This window comes from Tateyamaria omphalii (assembly GCF_019802125.1).
GTDB classification, from domain to species: domain Bacteria; phylum Pseudomonadota; class Alphaproteobacteria; order Rhodobacterales; family Rhodobacteraceae; genus Tateyamaria; species Tateyamaria omphalii_B.
Genome location: NZ_JAHVHT010000003.1, coordinates 196,009 through 214,044 on the forward strand (window position 1 = coordinate 196,009; position 18,036 = coordinate 214,044).

General features: G+C 62.9%; 13 protein-coding genes. 9 read left to right on the top strand and 4 right to left on the bottom strand.

Features of this window, described 5'->3' with window-relative positions; all coding sequences use genetic code 11:
• Positions 1–2: 2 nt before the first annotated feature.
• The 5 genes from KUV51_RS13390 to KUV51_RS13410 all read left to right on the top strand — a co-directional run bounded on the left by KUV51_RS13390 (position 3) and on the right by KUV51_RS13410 (position 5,658).
• Complete coding sequence (locus tag KUV51_RS13390) at positions 3–3,017, top strand: sarcosine oxidase subunit alpha family protein (protein WP_222522144.1); 3,015 nt, start codon at positions 3–5, stop codon at positions 3,015–3,017.
• The gene (locus KUV51_RS13395; RefSeq protein ID WP_222522145.1) at positions 3,010–3,582 is read left to right on the top strand and encodes a sarcosine oxidase subunit gamma; all 573 of its coding nucleotides are present in this window, start codon (positions 3,010–3,012) and stop codon (positions 3,580–3,582) included. The genes KUV51_RS13390 and KUV51_RS13395 overlap by 8 nt, the downstream gene beginning before the upstream one ends.
• Positions 3,583–3,661: 79 nt before the next feature.
• Entirely contained in the window at positions 3,662–4,078 is a 417-nt protein-coding gene (locus KUV51_RS13400) for a hypothetical protein (protein WP_222522146.1), read from the top strand.
• 93 nt (positions 4,079–4,171) lie between these two features.
• Positions 4,172–4,771 carry a superoxide dismutase gene (locus tag KUV51_RS13405; protein WP_222522147.1) on the top strand — a complete coding sequence of 200 codons (600 nt, stop codon included), beginning with the start codon at positions 4,172–4,174 and terminating at the stop codon, positions 4,769–4,771.
• A gap of 11 nt (positions 4,772–4,782) precedes the next feature.
• Complete coding sequence (locus KUV51_RS13410) at positions 4,783–5,658, top strand: metallophosphoesterase (RefSeq protein ID WP_222522148.1); 876 nt, start codon at positions 4,783–4,785, stop codon at positions 5,656–5,658.
• A gap of 18 nt (positions 5,659–5,676) precedes the next feature.
• On the opposite strand, the gene KUV51_RS13415 is transcribed toward KUV51_RS13410, so the two are convergent.
• Complete coding sequence (locus KUV51_RS13415; protein ID WP_222522149.1) at positions 5,677–6,216, bottom strand: TIGR00730 family Rossman fold protein; 540 nt, start codon at positions 6,214–6,216, stop codon at positions 5,677–5,679.
• Between the two features lie 126 nt (positions 6,217–6,342).
• Between KUV51_RS13415 and KUV51_RS13420 the strand changes: the two genes are divergently transcribed.
• Together KUV51_RS13420 and KUV51_RS13425 are read left to right on the top strand one after the other, a co-directional pair.
• Positions 6,343–7,674: a LysM peptidoglycan-binding domain-containing protein gene (locus KUV51_RS13420; protein WP_222522150.1), complete on the top strand. Its 1,332-nt coding sequence runs from the start codon at positions 6,343–6,345 to the stop codon at positions 7,672–7,674.
• 80 nt (positions 7,675–7,754) lie between these two features.
• The gene (locus KUV51_RS13425) at positions 7,755–9,608 is read left to right on the top strand and encodes an ABCB family ABC transporter ATP-binding protein/permease (protein ID WP_222522151.1); all 1,854 of its coding nucleotides are present in this window, start codon (positions 7,755–7,757) and stop codon (positions 9,606–9,608) included.
• A gap of 330 nt (positions 9,609–9,938) precedes the next feature.
• Here KUV51_RS13425 and KUV51_RS13430 read toward each other — a convergent pair whose 3' ends face one another.
• Positions 9,939–13,829 (bottom strand): efflux RND transporter permease subunit, encoded by a 3,891-nt coding sequence (locus KUV51_RS13430; RefSeq protein ID WP_222522152.1) that lies wholly within the window; start codon positions 13,827–13,829, stop codon positions 9,939–9,941.
• Positions 13,826–15,127 (bottom strand): efflux RND transporter periplasmic adaptor subunit, encoded by a 1,302-nt coding sequence (locus KUV51_RS13435; protein WP_222522153.1) that lies wholly within the window; start codon positions 15,125–15,127, stop codon positions 13,826–13,828. The genes KUV51_RS13430 and KUV51_RS13435 overlap by 4 nt, the downstream gene beginning before the upstream one ends.
• A gap of 243 nt (positions 15,128–15,370) precedes the next feature.
• Here KUV51_RS13435 and KUV51_RS13440 point away from each other — a divergent pair, with 243 nt between their 5' ends.
• Together KUV51_RS13440 and KUV51_RS13445 are read left to right on the top strand one after the other, a co-directional pair.
• Positions 15,371–16,042, top strand: a complete 672-nt coding sequence (locus KUV51_RS13440) for a hypothetical protein (RefSeq protein WP_222522154.1) — start codon at positions 15,371–15,373, stop codon at positions 16,040–16,042.
• Position 16,043: 1 nt separating this feature from the next.
• Complete coding sequence (locus KUV51_RS13445; protein ID WP_261385844.1) at positions 16,044–17,399, top strand: PQQ-like beta-propeller repeat protein; 1,356 nt, start codon at positions 16,044–16,046, stop codon at positions 17,397–17,399.
• Between the two features lie 46 nt (positions 17,400–17,445).
• On the opposite strand, the gene KUV51_RS13450 is transcribed toward KUV51_RS13445, so the two are convergent.
• Positions 17,446–17,955, bottom strand: coding sequence for a GNAT family N-acetyltransferase (locus tag KUV51_RS13450; RefSeq protein WP_222522155.1), 510 nt, complete (start codon positions 17,953–17,955; stop codon positions 17,446–17,448).
• Positions 17,956–18,036: the final 81 nt, after the last annotated feature.

Sequence of the window (18,036 nt, forward strand, 5' to 3'; positions counted from 1 at the left end):
ACATGAGCACACGTCTTGCCACAGGCGGCCGCCTTCTCAACAAGGACAAGGCGGTGCGCTTCACCTTCAACGGTCAGCAAATGCGCGGGTTCGAAGGAGACACGCTCGCCTCGGCCCTGCTTGCAAATGACCAGATGCTGGTGGGCCGGTCCTTCAAATACCACCGCCCGCGCGGCATCGTCGCGGCGGGTGCCGAAGAACCCAATGCACTGGTGAACCTTGGCGTCGAAGGCAAGTTCGAACCGAACCAGCGCGCGACCACGACCGAGCTGTTCGAGGGGCTGCTGGCCACCTCGCAGAACCATTGGCCCAGTCTTGAGTTTGACGTGGGCGCGATCAACGCCAAACTCGCGCGCTTCATGCCGGCGGGCTTTTACTACAAGATGTTCATCCACCCGCGTCCCTTGTGGAAACACGTCTATGAACCGTTCATCCGGCAGGCCGCTGGGCTGGGCCAAGCGCCCAAAGGGCGAGACGCTGACACCTACGAGCATTTTCATGCGTTCTGTGACGTTCTGGTCGTCGGCGGCGGGATCGCTGGCCTGCTTGCAGCACGCTCGGCTGCCGTTGCCGGTGCGCGGGTTCTGATCCTCGAACAGACGGCCCATTGGGGCGGCCGTGCGCCGGTGGATGGAGGCGAGGTTGATGGCAAGCCTGTGGATAAGATCGTGGACGAACTGGTGTCAGAGCTCGCTGACATGCCGAATGTCACGATGCGCACACGCACGATGGGGGCAGGGGTTTACGACCACGGTTACGTCCTCGGCTATGAGCGTCTGACAGACCACGCGCCTGAAACAGATGGCCCGCGTCACCGCCTGTGGCGTATCCGGGCCGGACACGTCATCACGGCGACCGGCGCCATCGAACGTCCCCTGTCTTTTGCGGGCAACGATATTCCTGGTGTCATGCTGGCCTCCGCGGTGCGCGACTACGTGGTGAACTACGGTGTCAGCCCGGGCGATCGGACGGTTGTTGTCACCAACAATGACGACGCATACCGCACTGCAACCGCTTTGAAAGCCGCGGGACTGGACGTTCCGGTCATTCTGGACGCGCGCGTTCTACCGGTGGACAGCCCGCTGATGGCAGAAGCGAAAGCCGCAGGCATTCGGGTAATGATGGGCCACGGTGTCGCCAAGGTTCTGGGTGGCAAACGTGTCATCGGCGTCGCCGTCTGTTCGCAGGCAGGCGAGGGTGCCGTGCTGGAAGAATTTGCCTGCGATGCAGTCGCGATGTCAGGCGGCTGGTCCCCGGTCGTCCACCTATGGTCGCATTGCGGCGGCAAGCTGCTCTGGGACAACGATTTTGCCATGTTCCGCCCCGATGTGGATAAAGCACCGACGGGTGCGGATGGTGCGGCCTTCGTCAGCCCGGCTGGTGCGGCCAACGGTCATTTCGGCCTGACCGAGATTGTCGGAGACGCGCACGCCATGGGTTATGCCGCAGCACGTGCGACGGGGCACGAGGTGACACCCAAACCTGCACCCGATGCGTCCAGCACCGAAGAGACGCCATTGGCACCTGTCTGGCTCATGCCACAGGGGGCAGGGGCGGCGCTGCGCAGCAAGGCGTGGCTCGACTATCAGAACGACGTCAAGGTGTCGGACGTGCAGCTCGCGGCGCAGGAAGGGTTCGAAAGCGTCGAACATGCCAAGCGTTACACGACCCTCGGCATGGCGACGGACCAGGGCAAGCTCAGCAACATCAACGGGCTCGCGATCCTGTCGGACGCCCTGAACCAGCCGATCCCACAGACCGGAACGACCACCTTCCGCCCGCCCTATACGCCCATCTCGATGGGCGCCATCGCGGGCGAGGCGCGGGGCAAGGTGTTCCAACCCGTCCGCCAGACCCCCATGCACGCCTGGCACGATGAAAACGGCGCAAACTGGGAACCGGTCGGCCACTGGCGCCGCCCGTACGCCTATGTCCGCAGCGGCGAAAGCGTCCACGACGCAGTGATGCGCGAGACGAGGAACGTGCGCGAGAACCTCGGCCTGCTCGACGCCTCCACCCTTGGCAAACTGATCGTGAAGGGGCCGGATGCAGGCAAATTCCTCGACCTGCTCTACACCAACATGATGAGCACGCTGAAGCCGGGCAAATGCCGCTACGGTCTGATGTGCAGCGAAAACGGCTTCCTGATCGACGATGGCGTGGTGGCGCGGATCGACGAGGACACGTTCCTCTGCCACACCACCACAGGCGGGGCCGAGCGCATCCACCAGCACATGGAGGAATGGCTGCAGACCGAATGGTGGGACATGCAGGTCTATGTCGCCAACGTCACCGAACAATACGCACAGATCGCCGTCGTCGGCCCCAACGCCCGCAAGGCGCTCGAAGCGCTGGGCGGCATGGACGTCTCTGCCGAGACGCTGGGCTTCATGGAATGGGCCGACGGTACGCTCGGCGGCTTCGACGTTCGGGTCTACCGCATCTCGTTCTCAGGCGAATTGAGCTACGAAATCGCCGTCAAAGCCTCCGAAGGACAGGCGTTCTGGGACGCGCTTATGACCGTCGGCGATGCGTTGGGGGTCATGCCCTACGGCACCGAAGCGCTGCACATCCTGCGCGCCGAAAAAGGTTTCATCATGATCGGTGATGAAACCGACGGCACGGTCATTCCCCAGGACCTCGGCCTGCATTGGGCGCTGTCCAAGAAGAAAACGGACTACCTCGGCAAACGGGCGCAGGAACGCACGCACATGACCGACCCGGAGCGGTGGCAGCTTGTCGGGCTCGAAACCGTCGATGGGTCCGTCCTCCCAGACGGCGTCTATGCTGTGGCCGATGGCACCAACGAAAACGGCCAACGCACCATGCAGGGGCGCGTGACCTCGTCCTACCACTCGCCCAACCTGAACAAAGGAATCGCGATGGGGCTGGTGCTGCACGGACCCGACCGCATGGGCGAGGTGATCACTTTCCCCGGTACCGACGGCACCACCTACCAGGCCAAGATCGTGAACCCGGTCTTTTACGATCCCGAAGGGGAGAAGCAGAATGTCTAAGGCCCTCAGCGCATTAAACGGCGCCAAATGGTCCGACGGGATCGCCATGATCGAGGAAGTCGCGCTGCAGGGCATGATCACCCTGCGCGGCAATCTGGACGACCCGAAGATCAAGACCGCAGCCACCAGCGCGGCAAACGTCGATATGCCAGGACCCGGACAGGCGAACTGCGCGGATAATCGCGGCATCTGCTGGATGTCACCGGACGAAGCGCTGGTGCTCTGCCCGTATGATGATGTGGCCGAAAACATCGACATGATGCACAAGGCTCTGTCCGGTCTGCACAGCCTGTGCGTGGATGTCTCCGACGCACGCGCCGTGTTCGAGGTGTCCGGGCCTTACGCGCGCGGGGTTCTGGCCAAGCTCGTACCGGTTGATCTGGCACCCGATCGGTTCACGAAGGGCATGTTCCGACGCACCCGTATGGCCCAGGTGCCAGCAGCCCTCTGGTTGCACGACACCGACAGCTTCCGCGTGATCTGCTTCCGCAGCCAGGCACAATACGTATTCGACCTGTTGACCGTCGCAGCGCAACCCGGATCGGACGTAGGCGCGTTCCGCTAAACTTTTTTGTCAGGACAACATTCCCTTTCCCCGCGTATTGACGCAAAATCGCGTCAAGAACATATACAGGGGATATACGGTGAAAAAACTGATACTTGCGCTCGGGATGACCATTGGACTGTCGGCACCCGCAGCCGCTTTGGAATTCGCGTGCAGCGTGCGCAGCACCGGGGACGGGTTCATTTCTTCGGCCATTGCCGTGCAGTTCGAACCCGGTCAATCGACAGCCATGGTCTATGACCGTTACATCCACGCAGTGCATGGGCAACCAATCCAGGCCACCGTGCGGCAGCGCTCCCTTAACCCGGATGAGTACCGTATTTCTTGGACGGTGAACAACGTCCCGGCAAGGCCGTCGCCCATTCGCATCGGCTATCAGGCGGTCATCAATATCAAGACCAACCGGATCATCGTTCGCGGATCCATTCGAGGCGTCACAAATTCCTTGAACGGCAACGGCACCTGCCGACAAGGGACACTGAAGCTGAACGGGTGATGTGCAACGGAAATCCGCGAAGGCTGCCTTGAACTTGCTCACCTGCGCACAATCTGTCAGGCACAACGTCGAAATACTTGAAAGGGGCCCGCCATGGCTTTTGAACTTCCCGACCTTCCCTATGCCCACGACGCACTTGCATCCAAAGGCATGTCCAAAGAGACGCTGGAATACCACCACGACCTGCACCACAACGCCTATGTGACCAACGGCAACAAGGCGATCGAAGGCACCGAGTGGGCGGGCAAGTCGCTCGAAGAGATCATCGTTGGCACCTACGATGCAAATGCCGTGGCCCAGAACGGAATCTTCAACAACATCAGCCAGTTGTGGAACCACAACCAGTTCTGGGAAATGATGGGGCCGGGCGACAACGCCATGCCGGGTGAGCTTGAAAAGGCGCTGACCGAAAGCTTCGGCTCGGTCGACAAATTCAAGGATGAATTTTCCGCGGCCGGTGCGGGCCAGTTCGGTTCGGGCTGGGCGTGGCTGGTCAAGGACAAGGACGGCAGCCTGAAGGTGACGAAGACGGAAAACGGCGTGAACCCACTCTGCTTCGGTCAGACAGCGCTCTTGGGCTGCGATGTGTGGGAACACTCCTACTACATCGACTTCCGCAACAAGCGTCCGGCGTACCTGACAAACTTCCTGGACAACCTGGTGAACTGGGAAAACGTCGCGAGCCGCATGTAACCGGTCTGGCCGTGCTGTATACACTTCTGTGGGGGCTGGCGGCTTTGCTGCTGGCCCTTGTCATTTACGCCTGGTGGATCGAACCGGCGTGGCGTTTGCGCGTGGTCACCTGGCGGATCAGTGATCCTGCATGGGCTGGACGTGAACCGCTGCGCATTGTCGTCATCAGTGACCTGCACGCAGGTGCGCCGCATATCCCGTTGTCACGGGTCTCGCGCATTGTGGCGCGCGCCAATGCGCTCAAACCCGATCTTGCAGTCCACCTTGGCGACTATCAGGCCGCGCACCCGTTCACGCTGGGTCGTATGACCAAGGGTGACATCATCGCGCGGCTGGCCGGGTTCACCGCACCGCTGGGCAGTTACGCAGTTCTGGGCAACCACGATTGGTGGCAGGACACCAAGGCGGCCAAGGCGCGCACCACACCCGAAGCAGCCCAGGCCCTGCGCGATCATGGCATTCCGCTGCTCGACAACAGTGCCATCCGTTTGCGCGACGGCAAGGATGCCTTCTGGCTGATCGGGCTCGGGGATCAGCGTCCTCTGGACGAAGGGCCCGAAGGAGAGGGGTTCGACGATCTGGATGCCGCGCTGAACGAGGTGACAGACGATGCGCCATGTATTCTTCTCGCGCACGAGCCAGACATCTGGCCCGACGTGCCGGACCGCGTCTTTCTGACCTTGTCCGGCCACACGCACGGTGGACAGATCCAGATCGGCCAATGGTCTCCGATGATTGCGGCCTCGTCGAACGAGGATTTCAATTGGGGACACTACACATCGGACGGACAGCACTTGGTTCTGTCGGGTGGAATCGGGTGTTCCGTCGCACCGGTCAGGTTCAACGTGGTCCCAGAAATCACTGTGATCGAGGTGTCGGGTGGATGAGGAAGCCGAAGCCCGGTTTCAGCCCAGCTCCGCCAGCGCCTCTGCGGCCCCTGCGACAACCGAATAATAGTCCAGCAGGGATTTGTCCGCGAAGCCCTTTGCCACCACATGCTGCAAAAGGTCGACCAGCGGGTCCCAGTACCCTTCGACATTCATCAGAATGACCTGCTTCTCGTGCAGGCCGAGTTGACGCCATGTCAGCACCTCGAACAGCTCGTCCAGCGATCCGGCACCGCCGGGCATCACCACGACTGCGTCGCAATTCATGAACATGACCTTCTTGCGCTCGTGCATGGTCTCGGTCACGACGTAGCGGGTCAGGTCGGTCTTGCCGACCTCCCAGTCCACCAGATGGCGCGGGATCACCCCGAACGTATCGCCGCCCTCGGCTTGCGCGGCACGGGCAACCGACCCCATCAGGCCCACGTCCCCCGCGCCGTAGACCAGCCGCCAGCCGCGTGCCGCGATGCCCGCGCCCAGGGCCTCCGCCTCGACGCTGAAGGCAGGCGATGCGCCCGGGCGGGACCCGCAATAGACGCAAACAGACAGATGGGACATGTGGTGCTCCTGTAACGGGCGCGCGAAAGTGATGGTTTTGTGACGCCCTTGTTTTGACCGCTATAGCGCCGCCTGTTATGGAAGCGCAACGAAACCGGGAAAACCGGTGCGGTGGAGAGGGTCTACATGTCCAAATGGACGGCATTTGCCGGGTCGAACGGTGCCCTTGTGGGTACGGTGGCGGTTGTGATTGCAGCCGCCATTGGCGCTGGCCTTTACATCCACGCAAACCAGCAGGCGCCGACGCCGACTGTAGCCCAACCGGCGGAGGTCGCGACCGCACCGCAAGTTGCTGCCGTCGAACCGCAGGCCGAGGCGGCCCCGGACGCGGCAGTTCCGCTTGATCCACCCTCGATTGACGAAGTGCGCGTTGAACCGGACGGCCTGACGGTCATTGCGGGCCGCGCGGCACCGGGAAGCAAGGTCTCCGTCCTGCTCGACGGTACAGAAAACGCCGAAACGACAACGGATGACGGCGGCAGCTTTGCCGCGATCACCATTCTGCCGCCCAGCCCGAACGCACAGGTTCTGACGGTTGTACAGCGCGTCGGCGTCGATGAAATCGCATCGGTGGACGAGGTGATCCTCGCCCCGCAAGCCCAGCCCGAACCGGTGGAACCCGAGGTCGTGGCCGAAGCGCCAGCCGAAACCGCGCCGGAAATCGAGACCACGGATACCGCACCCGTCTCCGAAGAAACTCCAACCGCACAGGCCGCAGTCGAACCGGAAGCTCAGGACACGACCGACGTGGCAACAGCCCCGAACGCCGCCGCACCGGACAACACAGCTGCAACAACGGTCGCAGATGTGGCAGAGCAGGACGAGACCCTGCCCAACACAGCACAGCCGTCCCAGCCAGAAACGGTGGCCGAGGCAGATGTCGCAACACCCGCAACCCCGGTCGAAAGCACAGAGACAAGCGCGGCGCAGCAAGTCACGGTCCTGAAATCCACCGAAGAGGGGGTGCAGGTCCTCGGCAACACACCGCCAGAGGCCCTCGACAACATCGCCCTCGACAGCATCAGCTATTCCGAGGCAGGCGACGTCGAACTTGCAGGCCGCGCCCAACCGCAAGCCGACACCGTCCGGGTCTACGTGAACAATGCGCCCGTCGCGGATCTCGATGTGACGGCAGATGGCCGCTGGAAAGGGGCATTGCCCCAGATCGACACCGGCACCTACACCCTGCGGGTGGACGAGCTGGACGCCGAAGGCGAAGTCACCAGCCGCGTCGAAACCCCGTTCCGCCGCGAAGACCCCGAGGTGCTGGCGCAGACGGATGATGTGGACAGCCCCGCCAAGCAGATCACCGTGCAGGCGGGCAACACCCTCTGGGCCATCGCCCGCGACCGCTATGGCGAGGGCACGCTCTACGTTCAGGTGTTCGAAGCCAACCGCGACCGCATCCGCAACCCGGACCTGATCTTCCCGGGCCAGGTCTTCGCCCTCCCAAACTGACGCACAACTGGCGCGCTGCGCTGGCAACTCGCCCGTCGCTGCCTTAGATAGTGGCACCTGAACGTCAGGAACCCATCTCCATGCCCGCAGACAGCTCGGAGTCGTCGGCACCCGCTGACCAAGCGCCCCAATCGAATGACCCCAAGGACACCGTGGCCGAGGCCGAACGCGCCTCTGGCCTGCGCACCATCCGCAAGGTCGCGCCCTATCTTTGGCCCGCGGACAAACCATGGGTGAAAAAACGGGTCGTGCTGGCCATGCTGGCGCTTGTGCTGTCCAAACTGGTGTCGGTCTACACGCCCATCCTCTACCGCGACGCCGTGAACGTGCTGAGCGGTGAGGGCGTGTCGGACCTCGCCCTCGGTGCGATCGGCCTGACCGTGGCCTATGGTGCCGCACGGCTGATGAATGTGGGCTTCCAGCAATTGCGCGACGCGATCTTTGCGCGCGTGGCGCAGCGGGCGCTGCGGATGCTGGCGCTGGAAACCTTCCAGCACATCCATCGCCTGTCCATGCGCTACCACATCACGCGCAAGACCGGCGGGCTCAGCCGGATCATCGAACGCGGGGTCAAGGGCGTCGAATTCCTGCTGCGCTTCCTTCTGTTCTCCATCGGTCCGCTGGTGCTGGAGCTTCTGATGATCGGGGTCGTCCTGACGATCCTCTTCGACATCTGGTACCTGGTGGTCGTGGCGGTCACCATCGGGCTCTATGTCTGGTTCACCTTCGCCGTCACCGAATGGCGGGTAAAGCTGCGGCGGGTCATGAATGACCAGGACACCGATGCCAACCAAAAGGCCATCGACAGCCTGCTGAACTACGAAACGGTCAAGTATTTCGGGGCCGAAGCGCGCGAAGCCGGGCGCTATGACAAGGCGATGGAAGGGTATGAGGCGGCGGCGCTGAAAACCAGCTACTCGCTCGCCTTCCTGAACTTCGGGCAGTCGCTGATCATCACCGCGGGCCTTGTCGGTGTCATGGTCATGGCAGCCATCGGGGTGCAGAACGGCACGCTGACCGTCGGCGATTTCGTCATGGTCAACGCCTACATGATCCAGATCACCATGCCGCTCAATTTCCTCGGCACGGTTTACCGCGAAATCCGGCAGGCGCTTGTGGACATGGGCGAGATGTTCGACCTGCTCGAACAGCCGGCCGAAGTGGTCGATGCCCCGGACGCCAAGGCGTTGAACGTGACCGGCGGCCGGATCGAACTGGACAATGTCCATTTCGGCTATGATCCCGCGCGGCCCATTCTCAAGGGCGTGTCGGTGGTGGCCGAACCGGGGCAACAGGTCGCCATTGTCGGCTCCACCGGGTCGGGCAAGTCGACCATTGGGCGGCTGCTGTTCCGCTTCTACGACGTCGGTTCGGGCGCGCTGCGCATCGACGGGCAGGACGTGCGCGAGGTCACGCAGGACAGCCTGCACGCGGCCATCGGCGTCGTGCCGCAGGACACGGTGCTGTTCAACGACACGATCCGCTACAACATCGCCTATGGCCGGGACGAGGCGACATTTGCAGACATCGAACGGGCGGCCAAGGCGGCACAGATCCACGATTTCATCATGGGGCTTCCCGATGGCTACGACACCGCAGTGGGCGAACGCGGTCTGAAGCTGTCCGGCGGGGAAAAACAGCGCGTGGGCATCGCCCGCACGCTTCTGAAAAACCCGCCCATTCTGCTCTTGGACGAAGCGACCAGCGCGCTCGACACCGAGACCGAGCAGGAGATCAAGGAAGCGCTCAATGCGGCAGGGCAGGGGCGCACGGTGCTGACTATCGCACACCGGCTCAGCACGATTGCGGAAGCGGACCGCATTGTCGTTCTCGAACAGGGCGAAATTGTCGAGACGGGCACCCACGACGAACTGTTGGCAAGTGATGGACGCTACGCCCAGCTGTGGCAACGTCAGCAGGCGGATGAGGCGTGACGCCGTGCGCCGCTCTTTGCCCTTCGGGCAAAATCGCCCCGCCCACCGTCCCGTGGCTGCTGCATGAAGAATGATGACCGGAACGCATTGGATCGCCCGTTCATTTGATGATCAAAGTCGACGGCGTGCGGGGTACAATGCCGTAGACGAAGCCGGACGCTTCGTTTGAGGGCGGCTTTATGGTGCCACCGGATGATGCCCCTACGCGTACACCGTGGTGCATGTGGTTGCTCGCAGCGGATCCAAGGCGAGCAGGCGCAGGGCGATCCCGGAAATGAAAAGCGCCGGTGAAGCCACCGGCGCTTTTCAACGGTGTGTTGGCTGCGACACCTACTCTGCCGCTTTCAGGGACGCCGCTGCCAGCGGCGACTGGGGCACAGATGCCTCAGCATGTGCGGGTTCGTCACCGAAGTCCCACACCAACTCGTCGCTTGTCACTGCGCGGGAATCGCGGTCCAGCGCCCAGTCACGCGCGGCGCGGCTGGCCCGACCCATGGACAGTTTGGCGAACAACTGGCTGAGCCAGCCGGCATAGGTCACGATCCAGACCCGAAGCGCCAGAAGCGATGGTGTGACCACCAATGTCAGGACAGTGGCGATGCCCAGGCCAAATACCACAGCCGTGGCCAATTGCTTCCACCACAGAGCGGTCGGGCTGTCGACGGTGTAGCCGCCACCGCCAAAGTCCAGCGAGAGGCCAAACATCATCGGTGCGAGGCCCGCCATGGTCGTGATCGTGGTCAGCAACACCGGGCGAATACGGTCCTGTGCCGTGCGGATGATCGCCTCGATCCGCGGCATGTATTTTTCGTATTCCTGGTAGGTGTCGATCAGAACGATGTTGTTGTTCACCACGATCCCCGCCAGCGCGACAATGCCCGTGCCCGTCATGATGATCGAGAAGGCCTGCCCCATGACCAGCATCCCGATCAGCACACCGGCCGTGGAGAGCACCACGGCCCCCAGAACCAAGAGCGCGTTGTAGATCGAATTGAACTGGGCCAGCAGGATGATGAACATCAGGAACAGGGCCCCGGCAAAGGCCTGCCCCAGGAACGCACTGGATTCGGCCTGATCCTCCTGATCGCCTGTCCACTCGGTTTCGATGCCGATTGGGAAGGGGTTCGTTTCGACCCACTTGGTGATCTCGGCAATGCGTTCGTTGGCATTGACCGGGATCATCCGAAGCGCGCCTTGATCCATCTCCGCCTGCAGATCCAGCCCCCGGCCCTCGGGCGCGAGGTTGAAGAGTGCAAAGCCCTGACCATCTGCGGTGATTGCGGCATCGGATGATGGTCGCACGGTGGCCACGATCTGTTCGACATCGGCACCATCCACCTCGACGGTACGGACCAGCTTTTGCAAACCGTTCAGCACGTCCGCCTTCACATCGAAGTAGCGCTTCTGATCGACGCGGTTGATCTGTGCCAGTTCGGCAACGGGCGTGCGGGTGATGAAGTTGGCAAGGGGCACCAGACCGTCCGCGGTCCTCACCTTCAGCGTGTCAAGCGTCGACAACACGCGGTTGTCTTCCGGCAGGCGCACGCGGATCTCGATCTCTTCATCCGACGTATCCACCCGCATCGTGTCGAGCAGCAGACCACGGGTCACAAGCTGCACCATGGCCCCGACAGTCGCCACATCGGCGCCGTAGCGGCCCGCCTTTTCGACATCCACGTCGATCTGCCAGTCGATGCCGGGCAGGGGGCGCGTGTCCTCGATCCGGGTAAGACCGGGGGTCTGGTCGAAATGGGCGCGCGCCAGTGTCGTCGATTGCAGCAGGTCGTCCCAATCGTCGCCGCGGATGCGCAGATGCACCGGCTTGGCCGAGGCGGGGCCTTGGGACAGGGACAGCACCTCGGTCCGAATGCCGGGGATCTGCGACAGCTCGGCCGTCAGCTCGTCCAGAACCGTGTTTCCGTCGAAGTCCGAAGCCTTGATCTGGCGCATGACGACATGATCGGTGAACGGGATGGTGAACCAGGGTTCGGATGCGTCCGGGCGGTCCTCCCACGGGATGGTCTCAAGCTGGATCTGGCCAATCGTGTCGCGTGGGGACTGTGCGCCGCCCGTATTGGCGTTCAACCCGCCTGCACCGGCAAAGGCAAAGGCGCTGCTGATCCCCGGATGCGCCAGCACGATGTCCTCGGCCTGGCTCAACAGGGCATCCTTTTCGTCAAGTGACATGTTCCCGCGCGCCAGCACATAGACGATGGCCTGCTCTGGCTCCGTCTCGACAAAGAACTCGACGCCACGGTTGTTGTTGATGAAGTAGATCAGCGTTGTACCCACGAAGACAAAGACGCAGCCGATCATCACAAGCGGCATCACCGGGTTTCCGACAATGCCTTGAATGACATAGCCGAAGGTTGACCGCTGGTAGCCCGCGCGCACCGAGCGATTGCGCGTGCCGAACACCTTGCGCACGCCCCAGGTCACGCCAAAGCCCAGACGCAGGAACAGCGCGGTGACCGACAGCATGGCCATGACCGCACCGGCAAAGGCAAGGGCCGCAAGGGCCAGCATGGCAAGCCCATACATGAACACGTCGATGAAGGTCGGCAGAACCGATCGCCAGACCTGTTGCTGATCCATCACGGCAAAGGCACCGCCGGCCCGTTCGATCAGTCCAGGAACGACCGTGAGCCCGGCCATCATGACACAGGCGAGGACGAACAGCCCCACATGCGCGATGAAAGGCATCCGCGCGATGCCCTGGTTGGCATTGCTCAGCGCCTGGATAAAGCGGCCCAACACGCCGCCCATGACCGGCAGGTAAACCAGCGCAACGATCAGAGAGGCGGACAGGACAAAGATCAGGGTGACGGGCAACATGCCCATGAACTCACCCGGTACGCCGGGCCAGAACAGCATGGGCAGGAAAGCGCACAGCGTCGTCGCAGTCGACGACACAACCGGCCAGAACATGCGTTTGGCCGCGTCCACATAGGAGCGCATCGGGCCAACCCCCGCCTGTTGCCGCTTGTCTGCGTATTCGACAACGACGATGGCTCCGTCCACGAGCATCCCCACCGCCAGGATCAGACCGAACATCACGATGTTCGAAATCGAAATGCCCATGATCGCGAGCAGGACAAAGCACAAAAGAAACGATGTCGGGATGGCAAAGCCCACAAGTGCCGCGGCGCGTGGTCCAAGAAAAGCCAGCGAAACGATCATCACCAGCGCGATGGCGGTCAGAACCGACCCCTCCAACTGCCGCACCATGGATGCCACTTCGCGGCTCCGGTCGTTGGATGTGCCAACCTCGACGACGGCCCGCAGGCCCTCGGGCCATTGATCCGCCTTTTCGTCCACGAGGGCCTTCACCTCTGTCGCGGTATCGATCAGGTTGAAACCCTTGCGCTTGACCACCTGCAACGCGACGGTGTCTTCCCCGTTGAAGCGGGCCGTCGACACGCGGTCTTCGAATGTCAGGTTGATCTGCGCCAGATCGCCCAGCGTCACGACCCGGTCGCCATTGGTCTTGACCGGCAGATTGTAGATGTCACGCACCTCGTCAAAGGACGACGGGATCTTGACCGCAAAGGCACCCTGCGCCGTTTCGACCTCACCAGCTGCAATCAGCTGGTTGTTGTTCTGAACGACATTGATCAATTCGCCAGCAGTGACGTTGTATGCCTCCAGCCGCAGGGGATCGATCAGCACTTCGACCATCTCGTCACGGTTGCCGACAAGGCTCGCTTCGAGAACGGCGTCCAGGGCCTCGATATCATCCTGCAGGGTCTTGGCCACACGCGCGATGGTCCGCTCGGGGACCGGGCCGGTCAGGTTCACGATGACGATGGGGAACTCTGAGAAATTGAACTCGTCAACCGTGTACTGTTCGTAGCCTTCGGGAAAGTCGGCCTCTGCCTTGTCCATGGCGTCGCGCACATCCGCCATCACCTGTGTCTTGTCCCAGCCGAACTGGAACTCAAGCACCACGTTGGCGTAACCCTCGGCGGCCGTCGCAGTCATCCGGTCCAGCCCGTCGAGATCGGCCAATTCCGTTTCCATTGGCTTGATCAGAAGCGTTTCGGAATCAGCGGCGGAGATACCGGGGAAGGGCAGTGAAATCACCAGCGTCGGGATTTCAATGTCCGGCTCACCCTCTTTGGGCAACACGACATAGGCCAACGCTCCTGCCGCAATCGACAGAAAGATAAAGGCCACAACCATCCGGGCCCGTGACGCCGCCCAGTCAACGATACCGGTCATTGTGTCTGCTCCTGAAAGGTCGGCGCGACGGTCACGCCTGCCGTGACGAACTCCTGCCCGACAACGATCACGTTGATTTCATCGGGCAACCCGGCCAGCCAGATGCCCTGCGCCGTGTCGCGCACAACGGTTGCGGGGTTGAATGCAACCACACCGGCGCCGTCCACCGTGCGCAAACCCAGGGCGCCATCCTCGTTCAATGTAAGCGCGGAGGAGGGCAGCAGATGCGCCTTCTCGCCGGCCGCGGAAATGGCGATCTCGGCGGTTTGGCCGTCGCGAATCTTCAGGTCGGCGTTCGGCACTTCGATCTCGACCCGGAAGGTGCGGGTCATTTCATCGGCGGCCCGGCTCAGGAATGTCACCTCGCCCGTCACCTCCTGACCGCCAGCGGCCAGTCGGGCCCCTGCCAGCGCGCCAACCTCGATGCGCGCGACCTCGGTTTCCGGCGCGTAGGCCACCAGTTTGATCGGGTCGAGCTGGATCACGGTTGCGCACAGTGAGCCTTGTTGCAGCAAGGTGCCCAGTTCGGCGGTGTCACTTTCCAAAAGACCCGAAAACGGTGCACGAATCTCGAGCCTCTCCAGCTCCTTTTCGGCGGTGGCGATGGATGCCGTGGCGCTTTCGATGGCGGCATTCGCGCTTTGCAGGCCGGACTTGGCCGCCGTCACGCTGGCTTTTGCAGCCTCGCGCGATGCTTCTGCGGCCGCGACAGCGGCTTCAGCGTTCTTCACGCGGGTTTCGGCGGCAAAGCCATCTTCGCTCAGGCGGCGCGCAGCGTTCTGGTTGACCAGCGCCTCGTCAATACGGGCCTGTGCTTCGATCACCCGGCTTTCAGCCTCGGGCACACGGCTTTGGGCTTCGGTCTTGCTTGCGATGGCTTCGGCCAGACGCGCGCGTGCTTCGGCCAATGCAGATTCGCGGGTGCCGGGGTCCAGTTCGCACATCAGCTGACCGGCCTCCACAAAAGCGCCCTTGCGCAGCGGCGGAGAGATCACGGTCGATGATGTCTCGGCCCGGATCTCGACCTGACGCGCGGCCGCGGTCTGGCCGCGCAAAATCACCGCATTGTCGATTTCACGTGCGATGGACGCCCGTGCTACTACCTTGATCAACGCACCCGTAGCTGCGTCCTCTTCGTCAGGCGCAGATGCAGCCGCGTCTTCCGATGTGGCTGTTGCTTCTGTTTCCGCAGCTTCCGGCGCCCCCGCGATGAATGCCAGGGTCCGCTCCCGCTCGATAATCCAGAAATACAATCCGGCACCCACAGCAATGGCCAAGATCAACGAAACAATCCGCATTTGGTATACTTCCTTGGTAGACTGCGCTCCGCGAACTGACGGAACGTCACGCGCCATATATGGGCTTACGTCTAAACTAACCAGTTCAGATTAAAATTTTTGAGACACATTCGCAAGATTGCTCAAATAACGGACGCCTGCGTGCCGTCAGCTGCTCTTGGCTTGGGCGCAACGGCACGATAAGACATCCGCGAAAACAACGGTGCGGCGGAGGGATCCGCCCCGGAAACTGGGAGCGCGGGCGTGAGCAACACCGACAGCTTTATCGATGAAGTCACCGAAGAGGTGCGCCGCGACCGCATGTTCGGCTACGTTAAGCGCTACGGCTGGATCGCCGGGCTTGCCATTCTGTTGATTGTCGGCGCTGCCGGTTTCAACGAATACCGCCGCGCCCAGGAAGAGGCGCGCGCCCAGGCGCTCGGGGACGCGATGCTTGCCGCCCTGGCCGCCAACGAAGATGACGCCCGCGCCGAAGCACTGGCCGGTGTCACTGCCGAAACGCCCGAAGGTGCCGCCGTGCTTGCCTTCATGACCGCAGGGGCCCAAGCGGAAGCAGGCCAGAGCGGCGCCGCCATCGAAACGCTTGCACCGATCGCACAATCCGCCGACCTGCCGCTGATCTACCGCCAGATTGCAACCTTCAAATCCCTGATGCTGCAATCCGAAACGCAAGACGCCCAGACCCGCCGCCAGGGCTTCGAAGCACTGGCCGTACCGGGCGTCCGCCTGCGCCTGCACGCCGAAGAACAACTGGCGCTCATCGACATCGAAACCGGCGACACGCAGGCGGCAATCGCCCGCTTCCAGGCCATTCTCGACGACGCCGAAGCGACCCCGGGCTTGCAACGCCGCGCCCTACAGGCAATGGTGGCGCTGGGCGGCGCGCCAGAGGCCACAGAGACCGCCGGAGACTAAGATGAGTCGGACGATGGGGAATCTGGGCATGGGACTTCACACGCAGCGCCGTGCCGTTCTGGTAACCGTGGCTCTGGCCGTTCTGGCAGGCTGCGCGGAACGCGAAACCATCCTGCCCGGCAAACGCGAGCCCGTGTCGGCCATCCTGTCGGCCCAAACGGCCGAGGCCGAGGCGCTCACAGACGCCGCGCGCGACATCAGCCTGCCGCCGCAGGTCGCCAATGCCGACGCCGCGCAAAGCTTTGGCACACCGGCATTCCGCACCGATCACCCGCAACTGAACCGAACGCTCACGCCGATCTGGTCACTGGACATCGGCGCAGGCGACAGCCGCAAACACCGCATCGTGGCCGACCCGGTCGTGTCGGGCGGGCGTGTTTTCACGCTCGATGCCGAAACGACGGTCTCTGCCGTCTCGACCTCCGGCCAGCTGCTCTGGCAACGCGACATCCTGCCAGCCCGCGCCGAAGGGGGTGAGGGCACAGGCGGCGGGCTCGCTGTTGACGGCAACGTGCTTTACGTCTCCAGCGGCCTCGGCACGCTCACGGCCCTCGACACCAGCACCGGCGGGCAGCTGTGGACGCAAGAACTTGAAGCCATCGGCGTCGGGCGTCCCACGGTTTTTGAAAACCTCGTTTACGTGATGGCGGGCGATGACACCGGCTGGGCCATTGAAAAGGACGATGGCCGCATCGCATGGCAGGTCACCAGTTCCGAGGCACGCACCAACGTGCTCGGTGGACCGGCGCCCATCGTGACGGACGGGCTCGCCGTCTTCTCCTTTGGCTCCGGCGAATTGCAGGCCGTGTTCCGTCAGGGCGGTCTGCGCCGCTGGGATGCGTCTGTTCTGGGCGAACGGCAGGGCCGCGCGCTGGCCAAGGTGGATGATGTCACCGGTCGCCCGATCGCCAAGGATGGCGTGATCTACGCCGGCAACCAGTCCGGGCGGACGGTGGCCGTGGACGCAGGCTCCGGCACACCGATCTGGACGGCAGGAGAGGGCGCGATCGACACTGTCCTGCCCGTGGGCGACAGCGTATTCCTGATCTCGGACCGCAATGAACTGGTGCGGCTCAACGCCGAGGATGGCAGCCGCATCTGGGGCACCCGCTTGCCGAATTTCGTGCGCGAGCGGCCCCAGCGCCAGTCCGAAGTCTTTGCCCATCATGGCCCCGTCCTCGCTGGTGGGCGCCTGTTGGTGGCCTCCTCGGACGAGGTGCTGCGCAGCTTCGATCCGACAAACGGCAATCTCACCGGGGTGACAGACATTCCCGGCGGCGCCTCGACTGCGCCGGTCGTGGCGGGCCAAACGCTCTATGTCGTTTCGCGCAAGGGGCAGTTGCTGGCCTATCGGTAAACACCGGGCCAGACGTCCCCGCGACACGGGCTCCCGTCACCTGCCACTACATCTCCGGTTTCGCCGCAGAGCGATAAATGACCTGCTCCGCGCCAAACCGCTGAAGCCGCGCCACCTCGGTCATGCCCAAACGCTCCAGCAACCGGCAGGACGCGGTGTTGGCACTTTGGGTTTCCGCAATCACGCGCTCCAGACCGTCGCCATGCAACACGTGATCCAGAACCGCGCCAACAGCCTCGTGCGCAAACCCCTTGCCCCAGATAGCAGGATCGAACTGATACGACACCTCATAATCGGTCCCGTCCTTGTGGGGGCTCAACTCGACAAGTCCCAGCGGCACATCATCCCCAGACCGGCACACAATCCAGGCCGCCACCCCATCCGGCAATGACAGGTAATCCCGAAATCGCCGGACCGCATGTCGCCACGGAACCGGCCCGCCCAGATAGCGGCGCGTGTCCGTATTCCCCAGTAAGCGAACGAAAAACCGACAGTCCCGCAAGACAGGCGGGCGCAGGACCAACCGGTCGGTTCGTATCTCTGCCGGGAACATCATGGATACAGAAAAAGCCGATGCATCCCGCAAGGCAAGACCGGGGCCACACCCACCCCCTTTAAGTGGGCGCGCGCATGGTCT